Source organism: Janthinobacterium darwini (assembly GCF_051380905.1).
Classification (GTDB): domain Bacteria; phylum Pseudomonadota; class Gammaproteobacteria; order Burkholderiales; family Burkholderiaceae_D; genus Janthinobacterium.
Genome location: NZ_JBNYXX010000004.1, coordinates 110,278 through 127,138 on the forward strand (window position 1 = coordinate 110,278; position 16,861 = coordinate 127,138).

At 63.2% G+C, this 16,861-nt stretch carries 17 protein-coding genes and 1 pseudogene; 3 read left to right on the forward strand and 15 right to left on the reverse strand.

The features are described 5' to 3' along the window. Positions 1-14 precede the first annotated feature (14 nt). A complete protein-coding gene (locus tag ACQ4WZ_RS21735; protein WP_133988892.1) occupies positions 15-1,028 on the reverse strand; it encodes a substrate-binding domain-containing protein in 1,014 nt (337 codons plus the stop codon). Between the two features lie 435 nt (positions 1,029-1,463). Here ACQ4WZ_RS21735 and ACQ4WZ_RS21740 point away from each other — a divergent pair, with 435 nt between their 5' ends. Further along, entirely contained in the window at positions 1,464-1,796 is a 333-nt protein-coding gene (locus ACQ4WZ_RS21740; RefSeq protein ID WP_133988893.1) for a hypothetical protein, read from the forward strand. Between the two features lie 7 nt (positions 1,797-1,803). On the opposite strand, the gene ACQ4WZ_RS21745 is transcribed toward ACQ4WZ_RS21740, so the two are convergent. Further along, positions 1,804-2,850 carry an MBL fold metallo-hydrolase gene (locus ACQ4WZ_RS21745; RefSeq protein ID WP_133988894.1) on the reverse strand — a complete coding sequence of 349 codons (1,047 nt, stop codon included), beginning with the start codon at positions 2,848-2,850 and terminating at the stop codon, positions 1,804-1,806. Positions 2,851-3,019: 169 nt separating this feature from the next. Here ACQ4WZ_RS21745 and ACQ4WZ_RS21750 point away from each other — a divergent pair, with 169 nt between their 5' ends. Beyond that, the gene (locus tag ACQ4WZ_RS21750; RefSeq protein WP_436574510.1) at positions 3,020-3,643 is read left to right on the forward strand and encodes a TetR/AcrR family transcriptional regulator; all 624 of its coding nucleotides are present in this window, start codon (positions 3,020-3,022) and stop codon (positions 3,641-3,643) included. Here the strand turns inward: ACQ4WZ_RS21750 and ACQ4WZ_RS21755 are convergent. Together ACQ4WZ_RS21755 and ACQ4WZ_RS21760 are read right to left on the reverse strand one after the other, a co-directional pair. Beyond that, positions 3,616-4,713: pseudogene (locus ACQ4WZ_RS21755) on the reverse strand (WD40/YVTN/BNR-like repeat-containing protein). The gene ACQ4WZ_RS21750 and the pseudogene ACQ4WZ_RS21755 sit on opposite strands and share 28 nt — an antisense overlap. 14 nt (positions 4,714-4,727) lie before the next feature. Beyond that, entirely contained in the window at positions 4,728-4,997 is a 270-nt protein-coding gene (locus ACQ4WZ_RS21760) for a MoaD/ThiS family protein (RefSeq protein ID WP_436574511.1), read from the reverse strand. Between the two features lie 102 nt (positions 4,998-5,099). Here ACQ4WZ_RS21760 and ACQ4WZ_RS21765 point away from each other — a divergent pair, with 102 nt between their 5' ends. Then, the gene (locus tag ACQ4WZ_RS21765; protein ID WP_070258491.1) at positions 5,100-5,411 is read left to right on the forward strand and encodes a hypothetical protein; all 312 of its coding nucleotides are present in this window, start codon (positions 5,100-5,102) and stop codon (positions 5,409-5,411) included. 163 nt (positions 5,412-5,574) lie between these two features. On the opposite strand, the gene ACQ4WZ_RS21770 is transcribed toward ACQ4WZ_RS21765, so the two are convergent. The 11 genes from ACQ4WZ_RS21770 to ACQ4WZ_RS21820 all read right to left on the reverse strand — a co-directional run bounded on the left by ACQ4WZ_RS21770 (position 5,575) and on the right by ACQ4WZ_RS21820 (position 16,859). After that, the gene (locus ACQ4WZ_RS21770) at positions 5,575-5,868 is read right to left on the reverse strand and encodes a 2Fe-2S iron-sulfur cluster-binding protein (protein ID WP_436574512.1); all 294 of its coding nucleotides are present in this window, start codon (positions 5,866-5,868) and stop codon (positions 5,575-5,577) included. A 9-nt stretch (positions 5,869-5,877) separates the two neighbouring features. Further along, on the reverse strand, positions 5,878-7,029 hold the full coding sequence (locus ACQ4WZ_RS21775; protein ID WP_436574513.1) for a Gfo/Idh/MocA family protein: 1,152 nt from the start codon (positions 7,027-7,029) through the stop codon (positions 5,878-5,880). A 9-nt stretch (positions 7,030-7,038) separates the two neighbouring features. Beyond that, a complete protein-coding gene (locus tag ACQ4WZ_RS21780; RefSeq protein ID WP_133988898.1) occupies positions 7,039-8,091 on the reverse strand; it encodes a sugar phosphate isomerase/epimerase family protein in 1,053 nt (350 codons plus the stop codon). Positions 8,092-8,184: 93 nt separating this feature from the next. After that, the gene (locus tag ACQ4WZ_RS21785) at positions 8,185-9,147 is read right to left on the reverse strand and encodes a substrate-binding domain-containing protein (protein ID WP_436574514.1); all 963 of its coding nucleotides are present in this window, start codon (positions 9,145-9,147) and stop codon (positions 8,185-8,187) included. 61 nt (positions 9,148-9,208) lie between these two features. Beyond that, positions 9,209-10,228 carry an ABC transporter permease gene (locus tag ACQ4WZ_RS21790; protein WP_133988900.1) on the reverse strand — a complete coding sequence of 340 codons (1,020 nt, stop codon included), beginning with the start codon at positions 10,226-10,228 and terminating at the stop codon, positions 9,209-9,211. Then, entirely contained in the window at positions 10,209-11,696 is a 1,488-nt protein-coding gene (locus ACQ4WZ_RS21795) for a sugar ABC transporter ATP-binding protein (RefSeq protein WP_133988901.1), read from the reverse strand. The genes ACQ4WZ_RS21790 and ACQ4WZ_RS21795 overlap by 20 nt, the downstream gene beginning before the upstream one ends. After that, the gene (locus ACQ4WZ_RS21800; protein WP_436574515.1) at positions 11,696-12,721 is read right to left on the reverse strand and encodes a LacI family DNA-binding transcriptional regulator; all 1,026 of its coding nucleotides are present in this window, start codon (positions 12,719-12,721) and stop codon (positions 11,696-11,698) included. The genes ACQ4WZ_RS21795 and ACQ4WZ_RS21800 overlap by 1 nt, the downstream gene beginning before the upstream one ends. Positions 12,722-12,858: 137 nt before the next feature. Further along, a complete protein-coding gene (locus ACQ4WZ_RS21805) occupies positions 12,859-13,446 on the reverse strand; it encodes a hypothetical protein (RefSeq protein WP_101483467.1) in 588 nt (195 codons plus the stop codon). 27 nt (positions 13,447-13,473) lie between these two features. Next, positions 13,474-14,385: a glycerophosphodiester phosphodiesterase gene (locus ACQ4WZ_RS21810; RefSeq protein WP_436574516.1), complete on the reverse strand. Its 912-nt coding sequence runs from the start codon at positions 14,383-14,385 to the stop codon at positions 13,474-13,476. Further along, positions 14,360-16,000, reverse strand: a complete 1,641-nt coding sequence (locus tag ACQ4WZ_RS21815; protein ID WP_243857887.1) for a hypothetical protein — start codon at positions 15,998-16,000, stop codon at positions 14,360-14,362. Before ACQ4WZ_RS21815 ends, ACQ4WZ_RS21810 begins: the two co-directional genes overlap by 26 nt. Before the next feature lies 1 nt (position 16,001). Further along, positions 16,002-16,859 (reverse strand): hypothetical protein, encoded by an 858-nt coding sequence (locus ACQ4WZ_RS21820; RefSeq protein WP_436574517.1) that lies wholly within the window; start codon positions 16,857-16,859, stop codon positions 16,002-16,004. Between the last annotated feature and the right edge of the window lie 2 nt (positions 16,860-16,861).

Sequence of the window (16,861 nt, forward strand, 5' to 3'; positions counted from 1 at the left end):
GGCTCTGCGTTTTTTTATGCGTCCGGGCAACGCCCCACGGTCGCCCCCGGCAACAGCACCGGTTGCCAGATTTCCTGCAGCCGCTCCGGCGGCGTGCCGGCCAGCATGGATTGCAGCATTTCGACCATCTTGGCGCCGGCGCGGCGCAGGTCAGGCTGGTCGATGGTGGTGACGTTGATGCCGATCAAGGTGTCTTCCACATTGCCCCAGACGATGACGGAGATTTCCTTGCCAATCTCGATGCCCGCATCCATCAGCGCGCGCACCACGCCCACGCCGGACAAATGGTTGTCGACGATAACGGCCGTGGGACGGGGCGAGCAAGCCAGCAATTGCTGCATGGCCTGGTAGCCGCTGCGGCGGTCGAAGGTATTGTCGAGCAGATAGCGGGAATCAAGCTGCAAACCCGCTTGCGCCATGCAGCGGATAAAGCTTTCCTTGCGCTCGTAAGCGAAATGCAAATCCAGCGGCGCACTCAACAAGGCGATGCGCTGGTGGCCGTGTGCGGCCAGGAAGGACACGGCCAAGTCGATGCCCGTATCATTGTCGTAGTCAAAGTACGCGTATGGCGCATCGATGCGCGTGCGGCCATTCGCAACAAAGGGAAAGCCCACCTTCGTCAAATACGCTATGCGCTCATCGACCACCTTGGTGCGGCCCACCACCAGGCCATCGACCTGGCGTCCGCGCACCATGGTTTCATACGAAGGCTGTTCATTCTGCGGCGACACGGGGGCGATGATGAGACTCATCTTCGATGCTTCCACGGCGTCCGACATGCCATTCACCACGGAAAGAAAGACGCTATCGCCCAGGTCGCTGGGCAGCAGGGGATAAATCATGCCCAGCACATTGGTACGGCCGACGGCCAGGCTGCGCGCCAGCGGGTTGGGCCGGTAGCCGACTTTCTTGGCGGCGGCCAGGACGATTTCACGGGTGCGGGAATTGACTTCCGGATAGCCGTTCAACGCCCTGCTGACTGTCGTTTTCGACATGCCGAGGGCAATTGCGAGGCTCTTGAGATTCATGTGTTAACTACCTGTCTGTATGGCAAAAAAAACCAACTCTGACCGTCAATTATAGCCCAGAGCGCCAAGCAGGCCGCGCATTACCGTGCGCCGCAATGGTGAAAAAACAACAACATATCGACACTCTAGAAAGTGGCTTTTGAAGACAAGCATTTTTGCCGCGTCCTCAGCGTGGCATCGGCGATGGCATACAAACAATAGCTTCAAGCGACAGCGGGTACTCACTTTGACAAGTAGCGCACCGGCTCAGGCATGCCAGTTTGGCAATACAAGGCGCGCACGATAAAATTATCAAGAAAACATAATTAACTGGAACTATGCGAGAATTTGTCCTACTCTTGATTCAGGTAAAGATTTCCTGCAGACATGTCGGCCTCCCCGCCCTGACCTTTCCCCTTCTGCGCACGCCTGGGCATACTTTCAAAGGTGAACAATGTGGTCACGCTAACGTCCGTCAATAATCTGCAAGCTTCGCTGGCCACGGCGCAACGGCGCGTCGAACAAGGCCAGAACCAGGTACAGCGCGACAGTGAACAGCTGGCGCAAAGTCGCCAGTCGCTGGCGCGGGAACAGGAATCGCTAAGCCAGACACAGCGCAGCAGCCAGCAAGCCCAGGCCGACGCCCCGGCCGCCGTCAAGGCGCCGCAGCTGGACCGGGCAATCAAGGTGGCCGTGCCGCAGCAAGCAGCTCCCGCTGCGCCGAAAAGCACGCCCCAGCTGAACAGCTATGGCCAGACCCTGGGCCGCCTGATCGATGTGACGGCCTGAACCAGCTTTACCGGGCCATTTCCTCTTCCAGCATCGCCAGCCACCATTTTTTACCCTTCTGCGGCTGCGTCAGGTCGACCGCCTCGCCCATCTCCGGCGTGGCCAGGTTCACGCCCTGCTTCGCCGCCAGCCCCGTAATGCGGTCGAACGGTTCATGCCAGGCGTGCAAGCCCAGGTCAAAGGTGCCGTTATGCACGGGCATCAGCCACTTGCCGCGCAAGTCCAGGTGGGCTTGCAGGGTTTCCTCCGGCTGCATGTGCACGTCCGGCCACAGCTTGTCGTAGGCGCCCGTCTCGACCATGGTCACGTCGAATGGCCCGTATTTGTCGCCAATCTGCTTGAAACCGTCGAAATAGCCGGAGTCTCCGCTGAAAAACACGCGCACGTCCGGGGCGTCGATCACCCATGATGCCCACAGGGTTTGATTGCCATCAAACAAGCCGCGTCCCGAGAAATGCTGCGAGGGCGTGGCGACGAGTTTTACGCCGCCAATCGTTGTGCCCTGCCACCAGTCGAACTGCTGCACCTTGGCGGCCGGTACGCCCCATTGAATCAAGGTATCACCCACGCCCAGCGGCGCAATGAAGTGTTCGGTCTTGGCGGCCAGCTGCAGCACAGCGGCATGGTCGAGGTGATCGTAATGGTCGTGCGACAGGATGACGGCCTTGATCGGCGGCAAGTCCGCGATGCTGATCGGCGGCTGGTGAAAGCGCTTCGGCCCCGCCCACTGTACGGGCGAGGCGCGCTCGGAAAACACAGGGTCGGTGAGGAAGAATTCATTGTTCAGTTTCAGCAGCAGGGTCGAATGGCCGAGGCGAAACAGGCTGTTGTCCGGTGCGGCCAGCAGCTGCGCCCGGCTCAAGGCTTGCACGGGCACGGCAGCGGCAGGCACTGTGCTGTCCGGCTTGTCAAAGAAGAATGTCCACATCAGCTTGAGCGTTGCTGCCGTGCCCAGCTTGTGCATCTGCACGGGATTGCGGAACTTGCCTTCGAGGCGTTGTGGTGACGGGACAGGCGAAGAAACTGGCGCGGCGCGCAAGGTGCAAGAACTCATGATGATCAGGACTCCCAGAAAGAAGAGACGACGTGCGACTCGGTGCAAGTGCATAGGCGGCCCGGTAAAGAATGAACAAGGATTAAATTACACTACACAGTGTAGTTCCTATTTCTGGCAAAGTAAACCAAGAGGTGTAAAATATTGTTTTCAAAGGAGATTTCCCGCCATGGCCGCACCGCAACGCCTCACCGACCGCAAGCGCGTCGCCATCGTCGATGCCGCCATCGCCGAGTTCCGCGAGCACGGTTTTGACGCGACCAGCATGGACAGGATCGCCGCCACGGCCGCTGTTTCCAAGCGCACCGTGTACAACCATTTCCCCAGCAAGGACGAGTTGTTCGCGGAAATCCTGCAGCGCATGTGGGAAAGCAGCATGGCCCAGCCTGCCGTACCCTATGTCGCCGACCAGCCGCTGCGCCCGCAAGTGCTGGCCCTGGTCGAGCAGAAAATGGACTTGCTGTGCGACGCGGCCTTCATCGACCTGGCGCGCGTGATCTTTGGCGAAACCATCCACTCGCCCGAGCGCGCGCAAGCCATGGTGGCGCGCCTGAATGAAAAGGAAACGGGCCTGAATATCTGGATCCGCGCGGCGCAGCAAGATGGGCGCATCAAGGCGGGCGAGACGCTGGAAGTGGCGCACCTGCTGATGTCTCCACTGAAGACCTTTGCCTTCTGGCCGCAGATCACCATGGGTGAGCCCCTGCTGGGCCCGGCACGCCGACGCGAAGTGACGGAACTGGCCGTCGATATTTTCCTGTGCTATTACGACGTAGCAAAACAGACGGCATAAACGGGCGGCAAGTGGGCAGAGATGGTCTGCCAATGCTCACCTTCGTCGCCGGAATACCAGGCGCCACCCGTCGTCGACGCCATCAATAAACTGCGCCCATCGTCGGCCAGCGCCAGCCCATGGCGGTACACGAGGTCGTAGCAATGCTGCTGCGGCAATCCCGCGCGCAATACCTCAAACGTCTTGCCGCCATCGCGCGTGCGCGTCACGGCCAGCGCGCCGTCCAGCGGAATGCGCAGCACGTCCGCCTGCGCCGGCACGAACCAGGCCGTGTCGCCATCGCGCGGATGCACGGCCACGGCAAAACCGAAATGCGACAGCGGCGCCGTGCTCACTTCCTGCCAGTGCCAGCCCGCATCGCGCGAACGCTAGATGCCGTTATGGTGCTGGCACCACAGCGCGTCCGGCATGCCGGCGCTGCGCACGATGCGGTGCGGGTCTTGCACGGCTTCGTTTTCATCGAGCTCGGGCGGCATGTAGTCGGCGCGCATGCCCGTCGCGCTCAAGGCCCAGCTGGCGCCGCCATCGACCGTTTGCCAGACGCCGCCGCAGGACACGCCGACCAGCACTTTATTGCTGTCGCGCGGATCGACGCAAATGCTGTGGATGCCGGGCACGTCATAGCCACCGCCAAACCACTGCGCCCGCTGCGGCACGTTCCACAAGGATTCCACCAGTTGCCAGCTATCGCCACGGTCGCTGGAACGAAACAGGCCGCCTGGCAGGGTGCCCGCCCACAACACACCGGGCTGGTCCGCGCCACCGGCCGCCAGCGACCAGATTTGCCGCAAGGTCCAGTCCACCGTATCGGTGCTGTCTTCCGGCTTGGCGGGATAGGCGGGCACGGCGATCTCTTGCCACGCGCGACTGCCCACATCGAGGCGGTGCAGCTTGGCGCCGAAGTGCCCCAGGTTCAGGGCCGCGTACAAGCTGCCGTCGCGGCTATCGTGCAGCAGCATGGAAACGGGGTCGCCTGCAAACTGCACCAGCACCAGCTGCCAGGCGCCGGCCGCATCGACATCGAACTGGAACAAACCCTTGCGGGTGCCGAGATACGCGCGTTGAGCCATGCCTGGTGCCATGATTAACCTCCTGAAAGTGCGTGCAAGATATACACCTGGCTGTCGGGCTGCAAAGCATCGTCAAGCACGCGCCGTTCGCGGCAGCGCGCGCCATCGATGAAGATCACCACATTCGGGCGCAACCCCCCCTGCTCGTCGAGCACGTAGCCGCGCAGGCGCGGCTGCTGCGCAAATGCGGCATCCAAGGCGGCGCGCAGGCGTGGCGCTGCCACGACCACGGTGGGGACGTCGAGAAAACGTGCCAATTGTTGGGTAAAATGCAAGTGCGCCATGCTGCCTTCGACGTCATCGGCCTGGACTCATTCTAGTCCGCTTTGCGGACGATACAATGGCGCATGGCCTAAAATAGAGGCAAGCACACAAGGAGGCCAGGCATGACGATTACCCCGGAAGAACTAGCGGTGCTGATGCAGGAAGTGGAAGTGGCCGATCCCATCGATTTTGCCGATCTGCCTTTCGACGAGCAGGAATTGCGCGGACTGATCGCCAACCACTTGTGCGAGATGGCCGATGCCATGGAAAGTTTCAGCCCGGAAGACCGCAACCTTGCCCTGTTGGCTGTGGCGGCCAAGCTGGTGCTGGAAAACCTGGTATTGCACGTGCAGTTGCTGCGTCGCCACGGCTTGCCCGTGAGCGACAGCGTGGACGCGCTGCTGCAGCGCCTCAAGGGCGGCAAGCCGTCGTGAGAGCCTATTCCGGTAGGGAGCGTCTGCTGCTGGCAGTGTATTCGGGAGCGCGGACAAGGCGTGAGGAGGACGCGTGGCGAGCCACGCGACGACGAGCAACGCAGTCCCCGCTTCCGAGGCGCGCCAGCAGGAGATGTATTCATCTACCGGGACAGGCTCAAAGTCAGGCGCCCGTGCGCATGGCCCGCGCCTGCAGGGAAATATCGCTTTCGGCCACGGCCACGCAGGGCAGGATGTAGCCATCGAGCCGTTCATCGGGGCTGATGCCCGGCCAGTCCACCGTGTAGCGCGCTTTTCCCTCGGGCATGTGACAGATACAGGTGCGGCAAGTGCCGTTGCGGCAGGAACTGAGCAGGCGGATGCCGGCCAGTTCGGCGGCGGCCAGTATGGTGGTGCCGGCTTCGGCTGTGAATTGCCAGCCTTGGGGGACGATGGTGATAGTAAAAGGTGCGCTCATGCGCCCAGTTTAACAGTCAGCCAAGGTCGTCCACTGCGCGCCAGCCGCATGGCTGCGCAGCACGGCTTCGGCAAAGGCCAGGCCCGCCACGCCATCATTGACGGTAGGCAGCCAGCGCGCCGCCTCCGGTATGGGTGCCCCTGCCTGCAAGGCGCGAATGCTCAATGCGGCATCCAGATACAGCTGTGCGAATGCTTCCAGATAACCCTCAGGATGACCGGCCGGCACGCGCGTGGCGTGGCGCGCGGCCGCGCTATCGACCCGCCCCGGGCGCAGCAGCTGGCGGTTGCCGCCCTGCGGCGTAAACCACAGCGCATTCGGTTGTTCCTGGTCAAAGCCCAGCTGCGCCTTGCTGCCGAACAGGCGCAATCGCACCGTGTTTTCGCAGCCCGTCGCCACCTGGCTGGCCCACAGGGTGCCCCTGGCGCCATTCGCATAGCGCAGCATCACCTGCACATGGTCGTCCAGTGTGCGATTCGGAACGAAGGTCGACAATTCCGCCAGCACGGAGTGCGGCGTCAAGCCGCTGACAAACTGCGCCAGGTGATAGGCGTGCAGCCCCACGTCGAGCAAGGTACCGCCGGGTCCGGCCTTGTGCGGGTCGTTGTGCCAGTTGCCCTCGCTCATGCCGCCAGCCGCGATGGCGTCGGCCAGCCAGTCCTGCGAATACTCGACCTGCACGAGGCGCAGCTCGCCGATGTCGCCCGCCTCGACCATGGCTTTCGCATGGCGCAGCAGCGGGTAGCCGCTGTAGGTATGCGTGAGCGCAAACAGCAGATTTTTCTGCTGCGCCAGCGCCGCCAGCGCCTGGCCTTCCGCCAGCGAAATGCCCAGCGGTTTGTCGCAGATCACGTGGATGCCCGCTTCCAGGAACGCCATGGCGACGGGCGCGTGTAAATGGTTGGGCGTGACGATGGCCACCGCTTCGATACCGTCCGCCCTGGCAGCCTCCGCCTGCGCCATGGCGCGGTAGTCGCTGTAGCAGCGTTCGGGCGCCAGGTACAGCGCGGCGCCGCTGTCGCGCGCGCGGTCCGGGTCGGACGACAGGGCGCCCGCCACCAGCTCGTACTGGTCGTCGATGCGCGCCGCGATGCGGTGCACGGCGCCGATGAACGCGCCCTGCCCGCCCCCTACCATGCCCAGCCGTAAGCGTCGCTGCATGTTTTTTCCTTATTTCAAGCCAAGCAAGTGATGAATTTGATCCTGGTCAACCGCACTGCCCGCAAAATCATCGAAAGCGCGTTCAGCCACATGGATGATGTGTTCGCGGATGAAGCGCGCCCCTTCGGCCGCCCCATCTTCCGGGTGTTTCAGACAGCATTCCCATTCCAGCACGGCCCAGCCGGGGAAGTCGTACTGCGCCATCTTGGAAAAGATCGCCTTGAAATCGATCTGCCCGTCACCGAGCGAGCGGAAGCGCCCTGCCCGGTCTTGCCAGTCGCCATAGCCGCCATACACGCCCTGGCGCCCGTTGGGCCGGAATTCCGCATCCTTCACATGGAAGGCCTTGATGCGCGCATGATAAATGTCGATAAAGGCGAGATAGTCGAGCTGCTGCAACACGAAGTGACTGGGGTCGTACAAAATCGATGCACGCGGGTGATCGTTGACGGCGGCAAGAAAGCGCTCGAAAGTCACGCCGTCATGCAAATCCTCACCCGGATGCAGCTCATAGCACAGGTCCACGCCGGCCGCGTCAAACGCATCGAGGATGGGCAGCCAGCGCTTGGCCAGTTCCGCGAATGCCGTCTCCACCAGTCCCAGCGGGCGCTGCGGCCACGGGTACAGATACGGCCAGGCCAGCGCGCCGGAAAACGTCACGTGCGCCTTGAGACCCAGTCGTTGCGAAGCGGTGGCCGCCCACAGCAATTGCTGCGTGGCCCAGGCCGTGCGGGCCGCGCTATCGCCACGCACGTGTTCGGGCGCAAAACCGTCGAACAGGGCGTCGTAAGCGGGATGCACGGCGATCAGCTGGCCCTGCAAGTGCGTCGACAATTCCGTCACCTGCAAGCCATGGCGCGCCAGCAAGGCGACCACGTCGTCGCAATACTGCTGGCTGTTGGCCGCTTGTTCCAGGTCAAACAAGCGCGGCGCCGTGGGCAGCTGCAAGCCCTTGTAACCCAGGCCGGCCGCCCATTGCGCCAGGTGTTCGAGCGAATCGAACGGTGCTTCATCGCCGAGAAACTGGGCCAGGAAAATGGCCGGGCCCTGGATGGTGTTCATATCAATGTCCTGTTAGCTAAAGCCGGGGTCAGACCCTCAATGCCGCTAACGCGCAGTTCATTGCTAGCGGGCGAGGGGGTCTGACCCCAGAATTTAAAAAGGCGAGTTCGGAAAGTAGAACTGCTTGGCGTTCTCGCGCGTGATCAGCACCGAGGGAATGATCGTGTTGGCCGGCAATTTATCACCTTTCAGGCGCGCTTCCGTCGTCAGCTTGATGGCGTCGTACATGAACTTGGGCGAGTACGACACGTCAGCCACGATCAGCGGGTCGGAGCCATCCATGATCTTCTTCACGGCGCCCTTAGCACCCGCGCCGCCGAACACTTGCTTGATGTCCGTGCGCTTCGCTTGCGCGATGGCCTTCTGCACGCCGATGGCCATGTCGTCATCGGCTGCCCAGACAGCGTCGATGTGCTTGAAGCGCGTCAGATAATCCTGCATGACCTTGAAGGCATCGTCGCGGTTCCAGTTGCCATACTTGGCATCCAGGACCTTGATCTCGGGATGGCCCTTCATCACGCCAGAAAACGCATCGTAGCGTTCGTTATCGAGGGTGGTTGGCATGCCGCGCAGCACGACGATATTGCCCTTGCCGTTCAGGCTTTTCGCCAGATATTCGGCCGGCAGCTTGCCAAACGCCGTGTTGTCACCTGCAATATACGCATCCTGCGACTGCGTATTCGTCAAGCCACGGTCCACCACGGTCACATACACGCCCTTGTTTTTGACTTGCGCCACGGGCTGCGTCAGGGACGCCGACTCGATGGGGAAGATCACCAGGGTGTTGATCTTGTTCACCGTCAACATATCCTGCAACTGATTCGCCTGCTCGGGCGCCGTGGCGGCCGTCTTGACGATAATTTTCAGGCCCGGATGGGCTTTTTCCAGCTCCGCCTTGGCCTGGTTGGCCCACCACACGATGCCCGAGGTAAAACTGTGCGTGGCCGTGGGTATGGCTACGCCCACCACCAGCTTGTCTGCGGCCTGCGCACTCGGCAGCGCCCACGCCTGCATCACCAGTACTGCCATCCCTGCGACCCGTATAAAGCTCTTCATGCTGCTCTCCTCCAAGGTTGTGGGCGCCCGTTGGCTGCCCTTTCAGAACGCCGCTGTGTTTTTATTTGCGGCCTCGCTGCAGGAAGGCGACGGCGATGATCACCACGCCTTGCACTGCGGCATTCAGGTAGACACTGATGATGCTGGTCAAATTCAGGATATTGCTGATCACAGACAAAAGAATGGCGCCGATGACGGTGCCGACGATGCGCCCTTCCCCCCCTTTCAGGGCCGTGCCGCCCACGACGACGGCGGCAATCGCTTCCAGTTCCCACAGCAAGCCCGTGGTGGGCGTGGCCGAGCCCAGGCGCGGTACGTACAGCACGGTGGCGATGCCCACGCAGACGCCCAGCAGCATGTAGGTGGCGACCTTGACCCTGTCGACATTGATGGCCGCATAGCGTGCCACTTGCTCGTTGGAACCAATCGCCTGCACGTGGCGGCCAAACGTCGTGCGGTTGAGGATAATGGCGCCCGCCGCCGCGACGAACAGGAAAATCCAGATCGGTATCGGCGCGCCCAGCACGCTCGTGTAATAGACGGGGCTGTACAGCTCGGACAGGGTCGCGTCCAGGGTCAGCGCGCCGCCATCGGCCAGGTAAGTGAGCACGGCGCGGAAAATGCCCAGCGTTCCCAAGGTGACGATGAAGGGCTCGATATTGCCCTTGCTGATCAACAAGCCATGCATCAGGCCGAAGCCCGCGCCCAGCACCAGCGCCATGGCGATGCCCAGCACCAGCATGGTGATGGGCGCCAGGTTACCGCCCGCCCCTTGCGCCAGCGCATTCATGAAATAAATCATGCAGCCGGCGATCAGGGCGGCCATGGAGCCCACGGACAGGTCGATGCCGCCGGAAATGATGACAAAGGTCATGCCCACGGCGATGATGCCGATGAAGGCCGTGCGCGTCAGCACGTTCATCAGGTTGTCCAGGGTGGCGAAGTCGCCGTTGAGCAAGGTGCCCGCGATGCACAGGGCCAGCAGGCCCAGCACGGGGCCAAAGCCCTTGATGCGCGCGCCAAAGCTGGCAACGGCGGCGGCAATCGGGGATACGGTGGTGTCAGTGCGTGCCGGTTGCATGGGCAATCAACTCCTCTTCAGTCAGGTGGTCAGCAGCCAGGGTGGCTTGCAGGGTGCCGGCGCGCATCACCGCCACGCGGTGGCACAGGCCGATCAATTCGATCAGTTCGGACGAGATCACGATCACGGCGCGCCCTTCGGCGGCCAGGCGGTGGATCAGAAAGTAAATGTCGCGCTTGGCGCCCACGTCCACGCCACGGCTCGGCTCGTCCAAAACCACGACCCTGGGGTCCGAATGCAGGTATTTGGCCAGCGCCAGCTTTTGCTGGTTGCCCCCGGACAGCATGCGCGCTCGGCTGTCGAGGTCGCCCGTGCGGATATTGAAATCCTCGACGGCCGTGGCCAGCGCCTGCTTCTCCGCCTTGACATCGAGCCAGGGCCGCGCATAGCGTTCCATCGTCATCATGGTGAGGTTTTCGCGCAAGCCCAGGTTCACATGCAAGCCCTTGCCCTTGCGGTCTTCGCTCAGGTAGGTCATGCCATGCTGCATGGCTTGCCTGGGCGTGCGGATGTCCACGGGCTGGCCATTGAGAAAGATCTTGCCCGCGCTGCGCGGGCGCAAGCCCAGCAGTGCCTCGAACGATTCCGTGCGCCCCGCGCCCACCAGGCCCGCAAAGCCCAGCACTTCACCGGCGCGCACCTCGAACGACAGGTCTTTCGACCAGCCGGGAACGCACAGGCCGTCCACTTTCAGGAGCACAGGAGCTTCTTTCGCCAGCGCCACCTTGGCGGGGAACATGTCGGACAATTCGCGTCCCACCATCAGGTTCGCCATCTGCTGGCGCGTCAGGCTGGCCGTCGGCTCGCGCGTGACGAAACGCCCGTCGCGCATGACGATGACCTCGTCCGTGTTGCGCTCCACTTCGTCGAGCTTGTGGGAAATATACAAAATCGTGACACCATCCGCTTTCAGCTGGGCCATCACGGCGAACAGGCGCTGCGTCTCGGACGACGTCAGGGTGGCGGTCGGCTCGTCCATGATCAGGAAGCGGGCGCGGCGCGACAGGGCCTTGGCGATTTCCACCAGCTGCTTTTCAGCCACGATCAGGTCGCGGATTTTCGTGTCGGGCGACACGTCCAGGCCCACCTGCTTCAGATAGCGCGACGCTTCTTCGCGCATGGCGGCCTCGTCGAGCAACCAGCCGCGCGTCTTTTCGTGACCCAGGAACATGTTTTGCGCTACCGTCAGGTGCTCGGCCAGGTTGAATTCCTGATGGATCAGCACGATGCCGGCGCTCTCCGCCGCGCGCGAGCTGGCGAAGCGCCGGGGCTGGCCATCGATCAGCAGTTGCCCCTCGCTCACGCTTTCGTAGCCGGCGAGGATTTTCATCAGGGTCGACTTACCGGCGCCGTTTTCGCCCAGCAAGCCATACACGCGCCCGGGCGACAAGGTAAAACTGACGCCATGCAAGACGCGCACGGGGCCGAAATCCTTGCACACCCCCTCGAAACCGACGGCAACGCTCACTATGCACTCCCTCGCAGAATTAATCGGTGTTGCAGCAGCACGCCCGGCACGCTGGCCACAGGGTTGGCCAGGCGCTGCAGCAATAATCGGGCCGCCGTCTCGCCCAGTTCGCGCATTGGCTGCGCGATGGTGGTGAGACCGGGAGCTATCTGCGCGGCGATGGCAATATCGTCGAAGCCGATGACGGCCACGTCTTCCGGCACCCGCTTGTTCAGCTGGCGCAGTGCGCTCAGCACGCCAATGGCCAGGGTGTCGGAGACGGCAAAGATGGCCGTGGGCGCGTCGGGCTGCGCCATCATCCGCAAGGTGGCGGCCGTGCCCGCTTCGTAATCGAGGCTTTGCACCGTGTGCACCCAGTCTGACTGCACGGTCAGGCCGGCGGCCGCCAGAGTGTCCAGGTAGCCTTGCTGGCGTTGCCGCGCGTACAGATAGCGTTCATCGGAGTTGATCAGGCCGATGCGCGTGTGGCCGCGCGCCAGCAAATGCGCGACGGCGTCCGACGCGGCCCGGTGGTTATCGATGCCGACATAGGGCACGGCCACGGCAGGGTCGAACTCGCAGCACGCCACCCAGGGCAGGCTGATGGATTCATGCAACAGGGCATGCTGCACCGTGTCCGGGTCCAGGCAGATGGCGCCGTCGGCGCGGTGCATGCGCAGCAAGTCGAAATATGAGCGCTCGCGGCCCGCATCGGCGCCCGTGTCGCACAGCAGCACGAAGTAGCCGTGTTCGCGCGCCACCGTGTCGATGCCGCGCACGATCTGCGCATAGAAGGGATTGCCCACGTCGGGCACCATGGTCAGCAACATGCGGCTCTCGGCCGTGCGCAGGCTGCGCGCCAGATGGTTCATGCGGTAGCCCAGCGCGGCCACGGAAGCGAGCACCTTGTCGCGCGTGGGCGCCCGCACTCCGGCCTGCTCGTTCATCACGCGCGAAACGGTGGCCACCGACACCCCGGCATGCGCGGCAACGGCGCTGATGGAGACGGTTTCTGTCGGCAAAGGGGATGGAGCGACTGGCGGCATGGGGTTTTCAAATAAATGTAATCGATTACATTTATATGCCAGCACGCCGCCTGATGCAAACATTATCGATGCTGCAATGCGCAAAAAACAGGCAGGAAAGTCTACAAAAACGGCCCTGCGCGGGCCGTCGCAAGCTGCTATTTCTGGGCTTGCCCAGCGCTCTGCTGCACGGCAAAACCGGCACGCACGGCAGAAAGGGCCGCCACCCACAAGATCAGGCCGGCGCCCAGGCAGCCGACGGGATGGATGGGGCCGTGGCGCAAGGTGAGCGGATAGCCGATGGCCCACACGCACAGCGCCATGCCGATCGCCAGGTGGCGGCGTGCCTTGAACAGCCAGGCCAGCGGGAAGAAATGCAGACCCACGATCAAAATGACGGCGGGAATGAACCACGCCTGCAGCCCCAGGTTTTTCAAGACGTTGCCGACTATGAAGATGGCAATCCACTGCCCCGCATTCACGATATGGAACAGCCGGCCCACGCGTTTTGCCTCCGGCGACTGTTCCGCCGCCGCATGCGCGGCGCGGTGGCGGCGAAACTGGCGCCACGCCAGCATGAACAGCAAGACGGTGATGCCGGCAACCGGCAGCAACCTTAAGGGATGCGCGCCATACGTCTGCACGCACCAGGCGGCCACCCACAGGCCGCCAAACAGGGAAAAGAACATGGCGCCGATGGCGCTACGGGCAAGCGCGGCGGCACGGTCGGGCTGAGGCAGGATCAAGGCAGGGTCTCCCGGCACATAACGTGATTACTTCATCATCGCGCAAAACGTTTCTGGATTGCCGTCAAGAATGACGCCGCTGGGCCAGCGGTGGCTGCGCTGCTGGGCACGCAGCAAGGACGCGGCCAGGGCCGAGTCGCCATCGACGGCGTAGACGAAGACGGGCATGCTCAGGCTGGCCGCGTCGGCCAGCAAATTCGGATTGGCGTCGAGGCTGCGCGCATCCACGTGCACGCCGGCGGGCATGCCGATCTGCTGCTGCACACGCTGCAGCCACGGCTTGTCGAGCTTGGGCGGGCGGGCATTTTTCGCGATATAGCGGCTGACCCGGTTCGCGCCGGCCGCCTGCGCATTGCGCGCGTCAAACACGAGCAGGCCCAAGTAGCCCTGCGGATCGGCGCGGCGCGCGCAGGCGAGGTTGTTCGGCACGCCCGAAGTGAGAAACCAGTTGCCATGCTTGATGTTCGCACGCAACTGCCCCACCAGGGTGTTGATGGGCGCGCACGAGGAAACGACATCCTTGATTTCCGCATTCAGGGTCTTGTTCGGGAACGCCGTCGCCAGGTCGGCGATATCGCTGACGAAGGGCGGCGTTTCCGCCGTCAGCACGCCGCGGTTCTTCATGCTGGCGGCGCGCCAATCGTCGGTCGTCAATTGCTTCACGGTGCGCGGTGATCCCGTGTCGACGACTCTCCCCGTCAACAGATCGTGGTGCACCACCCAGCTGCCGTCGCCCAGCAGCTGCAAATCCGTCTCGACGCCGTCCCAAGTGCCGAAATACGTGTTGCGCAGCGCGCTCAGCGAGTTTTCCGGCGCATTGCCCGCGCCGCGGTGGGCGTGTACCTTCATGCCCAGGCAGTCGGCCTGTACAGCCGTGCTGGCCATGCAGAGCAGCAGCGCCAGTGCGGCCGCCTTATTTTTGTCCCGGATGATAACCATAATGAACTCCCTGCAAAACGTGGATGCGGATGGCTTCGTTGACGGGGTAGCTGTAACCCTGCCCCACCGCCACGACGTGCGTGATATTGGCCAGCAAGCCCTTGCCGGCGATTTGCCAGCGCGTGCTGTCGTCAGCCGCCTGGCGGTTCCAGTCCAGCATCTGGCGAAACAGCTCGCTCTTCGTGACATTATTGTCCGAGAGGCTGAAGATGCCCCAGGTTCCCAGGAAGGCGCCGGCCAGCACGCCCGTGGCGATCCAGGCGGAACGACGGCTCAGCTGGCCATCTGCGCCCGCCTGCTCGCCCCGGCGCGCCGCCAGCACCAGCAAGCCCACCGTGGCGATCAGGTACAGCAGTTTCGAGAAGTGGCCGATGGCGCCCAGCAAGGAGAAAAACAGGGCCACGGGCGGCACGATGGCCGCGCGCGCCGCTTCCTTGCCTTCGTCAAAGTACTTGCCGCCCACTTCAAAGTCATTGCGGCTGGCGCGGTACTCCACCAGCTTCTCCGCCGTCTGGCGCGCGGCGAACTGGTCGAACAACCGGCTGAACTCGGCAGGGCTCGCATACGCGTCTTGCACCACGGCGCCTTTGGGCAGCCGCAAACCCTTGCTCGCTTCGCTGCCGTCGCCGCCGTCCGGCCCGTCGCGCAAGACGGCCTGGATGCCGGGGCGCGCCACGAAGGCGGGGAAGGACAAGCCAGGCGGAATACGCTCGCCCTTGATGCTCAAGCCCTTGCTGGCCGCTTCCGACGCATAGCGGCGCTTGACTGCCAGGCGGAACGATATCTGGTCGGCCGGGTGCCAGTTGGCCGATACCGGCACTTTCTTTCGCACATTGTTGACCACGGCCGCGCGCCGGCGCGCCGGCACCGACTCCGGTTGCCAGCCATGGCGGGACAGGCTTTGCCGGTAATCGCTCCAGGCCGATTCCTGCTGCTGGCGCAAGCCCGCATCGTCGTCGGGAATCATGCCCGAATACAATTTCCACTTGTCGCGCACCTCGCCGATCGCCTGCTGGTACTTTTCGTAATACCCGGCCGCGCCGCCAGCGATCTTGCGGACGTTGAAATTGATCAACTGCTCCTTGGCGGGTTCCATGCGCTCGTCGAGATGGCCGACCGACACTGCCAGGAAGGGGAACAGGGCCAGGAAGGCCTTGCCTTCGGGCTTGGCAAACAGGGTGGGATCATCTACCAGACCCTGCAATTGCAAGCTGCCGCCCACCAGTGAGCGCTGCATCAGGGTGGTGTTGAAGGCCAGGCGGCGAAATTGCGCGTCGCGTGTTTCAACCAGCACCGTGACCGTGGTCTTCAAAATGCCGAACACGACCGCAGCTGTGGCGATGCAGCAAAAGATGATTTTTTTCCAGCTGGGGCCGCTTCCATTGTTCTTCAGGCGGCGGCGCCACATCAGCTGCAGCACCACCAGCGCGGCGGCGATGCCCGACAGGCTGCGGCCATAGAATTCCACGCCCTCCACGTCGTGCGGCTTGACGTCGCCGCCCACCACGTCGAGCAAACGGGCATTGAAGCCCAGCTCGAAGCACAGGTAAATGATCGTCAGGACGATCAGGATCAAGGTCTGCCGGATCTGCAGACTGCGCAAACTCGCGGCCATCTTATTTCCTCAAATCGATGACGACGGGCTTGATCTCTTCGGCCTGGAAGATCATCGGCGCCGCCGGCGCAGAAGTGGCGGTACGCGGCGCGGGCAGGCTGATGGCGGCGGGCGCCGCCACCCTGGCCTGGACCTCCTGGCGGCGCGGCTTGGCGCTGGCGCGGCTGCCCGCTTTCGGCGCGCCAGCGGGTGCCGGGGTGGCAGCCGGTGGCGCAGGGATCACGCGGCCGCTGTCGTTGCCCGGCACGGTGGCCAACGCCGGGCCTGTGGCGCGCAAGGCATCGTCGGCAAACGGCTGGGCGCGCGTATCGACGCCGGGCGGCACGGCCACGCTGGCGTTGAGCAGGCGGTTGTCCGTGTAAATCATGCGCGACAGGCGGTTGTAGTTGGGAAAATCGATATTCAGCGATTTCGCGTCCGCCGCCAGTTCCACGCGGGGGCGGTCCTTGCAATTGCCTACCGTCCACTGCAGCACGTCCGTCCCCTGGAAGGCCAGCACTTCATAGCGGTAGGCGCAGCCGCGCTCCTGCGTTTCCACGATCACCACGGTACGCTCGCCCACGTTTTCCACCCTCGCCACGCGGGCCGTGATGGCGTTGGCCAGCGGCACGACGCGAAACGCCTGCGACAGTTTGATCGAATACTTGCCTTGCGGGTCCTTGCGCAAGGTGCCTTCCATGCCGTCGCGCAGACGGAAGGTGGAAATCGGCGTGCCGAACAACTCGGCAGTATCCAGGCCCACCATCACGCCGCCACGGCCATTCGGCGTCATGGCGCAGCCCGTCAACAGGACGCCAGCAGCCAGACCCAGGGCCAGCTTGCGCCCATGAGTAGATAGAAAATTCTTATACGTTGTCATGC

Bases quoted from the DNA above. Each gene is read 5' to 3' on its own strand.
- ACQ4WZ_RS21790 (WP_133988900.1), bottom strand. From the start codon at position 10,228: ATGCAACCGGCACGCACTGACACCACCGTATCCCCGATTGCCGCCGCC.
- ACQ4WZ_RS21735 (WP_133988892.1), bottom strand. From the start codon at position 1,028: ATGAATCTCAAGAGCCTCGCAATTGCCCTCGGCATGTCGAAAACGACA.
- ACQ4WZ_RS21750 (WP_436574510.1), top strand. From the start codon at position 3,020: ATGGCCGCACCGCAACGCCTCACCGACCGCAAGCGCGTCGCCATCGTC.
- ACQ4WZ_RS21800 (WP_436574515.1), bottom strand. From the start codon at position 12,721: ATGCCGCCAGTCGCTCCATCCCCTTTGCCGACAGAAACCGTCTCCATC.
- ACQ4WZ_RS21765 (WP_070258491.1), top strand. From the start codon at position 5,100: ATGACGATTACCCCGGAAGAACTAGCGGTGCTGATGCAGGAAGTGGAA.
- ACQ4WZ_RS21810 (WP_436574516.1), bottom strand. From the start codon at position 14,385: ATGGTTATCATCCGGGACAAAAATAAGGCGGCCGCACTGGCGCTGCTG.
- ACQ4WZ_RS21770 (WP_436574512.1), bottom strand. From the start codon at position 5,868: ATGAGCGCACCTTTTACTATCACCATCGTCCCCCAAGGCTGGCAATTC.
- ACQ4WZ_RS21780 (WP_133988898.1), bottom strand. From the start codon at position 8,091: ATGAACACCATCCAGGGCCCGGCCATTTTCCTGGCCCAGTTTCTCGGC.
- ACQ4WZ_RS21820 (WP_436574517.1), bottom strand. From the start codon at position 16,859: ATGACAACGTATAAGAATTTTCTATCTACTCATGGGCGCAAGCTGGCC.
- ACQ4WZ_RS21760 (WP_436574511.1), bottom strand. From the start codon at position 4,997: ATGGCGCACTTGCATTTTACCCAACAATTGGCACGTTTTCTCGACGTC.
- ACQ4WZ_RS21745 (WP_133988894.1), bottom strand. From the start codon at position 2,850: ATGAGTTCTTGCACCTTGCGCGCCGCGCCAGTTTCTTCGCCTGTCCCG.
- ACQ4WZ_RS21775 (WP_436574513.1), bottom strand. From the start codon at position 7,029: ATGCAGCGACGCTTACGGCTGGGCATGGTAGGGGGCGGGCAGGGCGCG.
- ACQ4WZ_RS21815 (WP_243857887.1), bottom strand. From the start codon at position 16,000: ATGGCCGCGAGTTTGCGCAGTCTGCAGATCCGGCAGACCTTGATCCTG.
- ACQ4WZ_RS21785 (WP_436574514.1), bottom strand. From the start codon at position 9,147: ATGAAGAGCTTTATACGGGTCGCAGGGATGGCAGTACTGGTGATGCAG.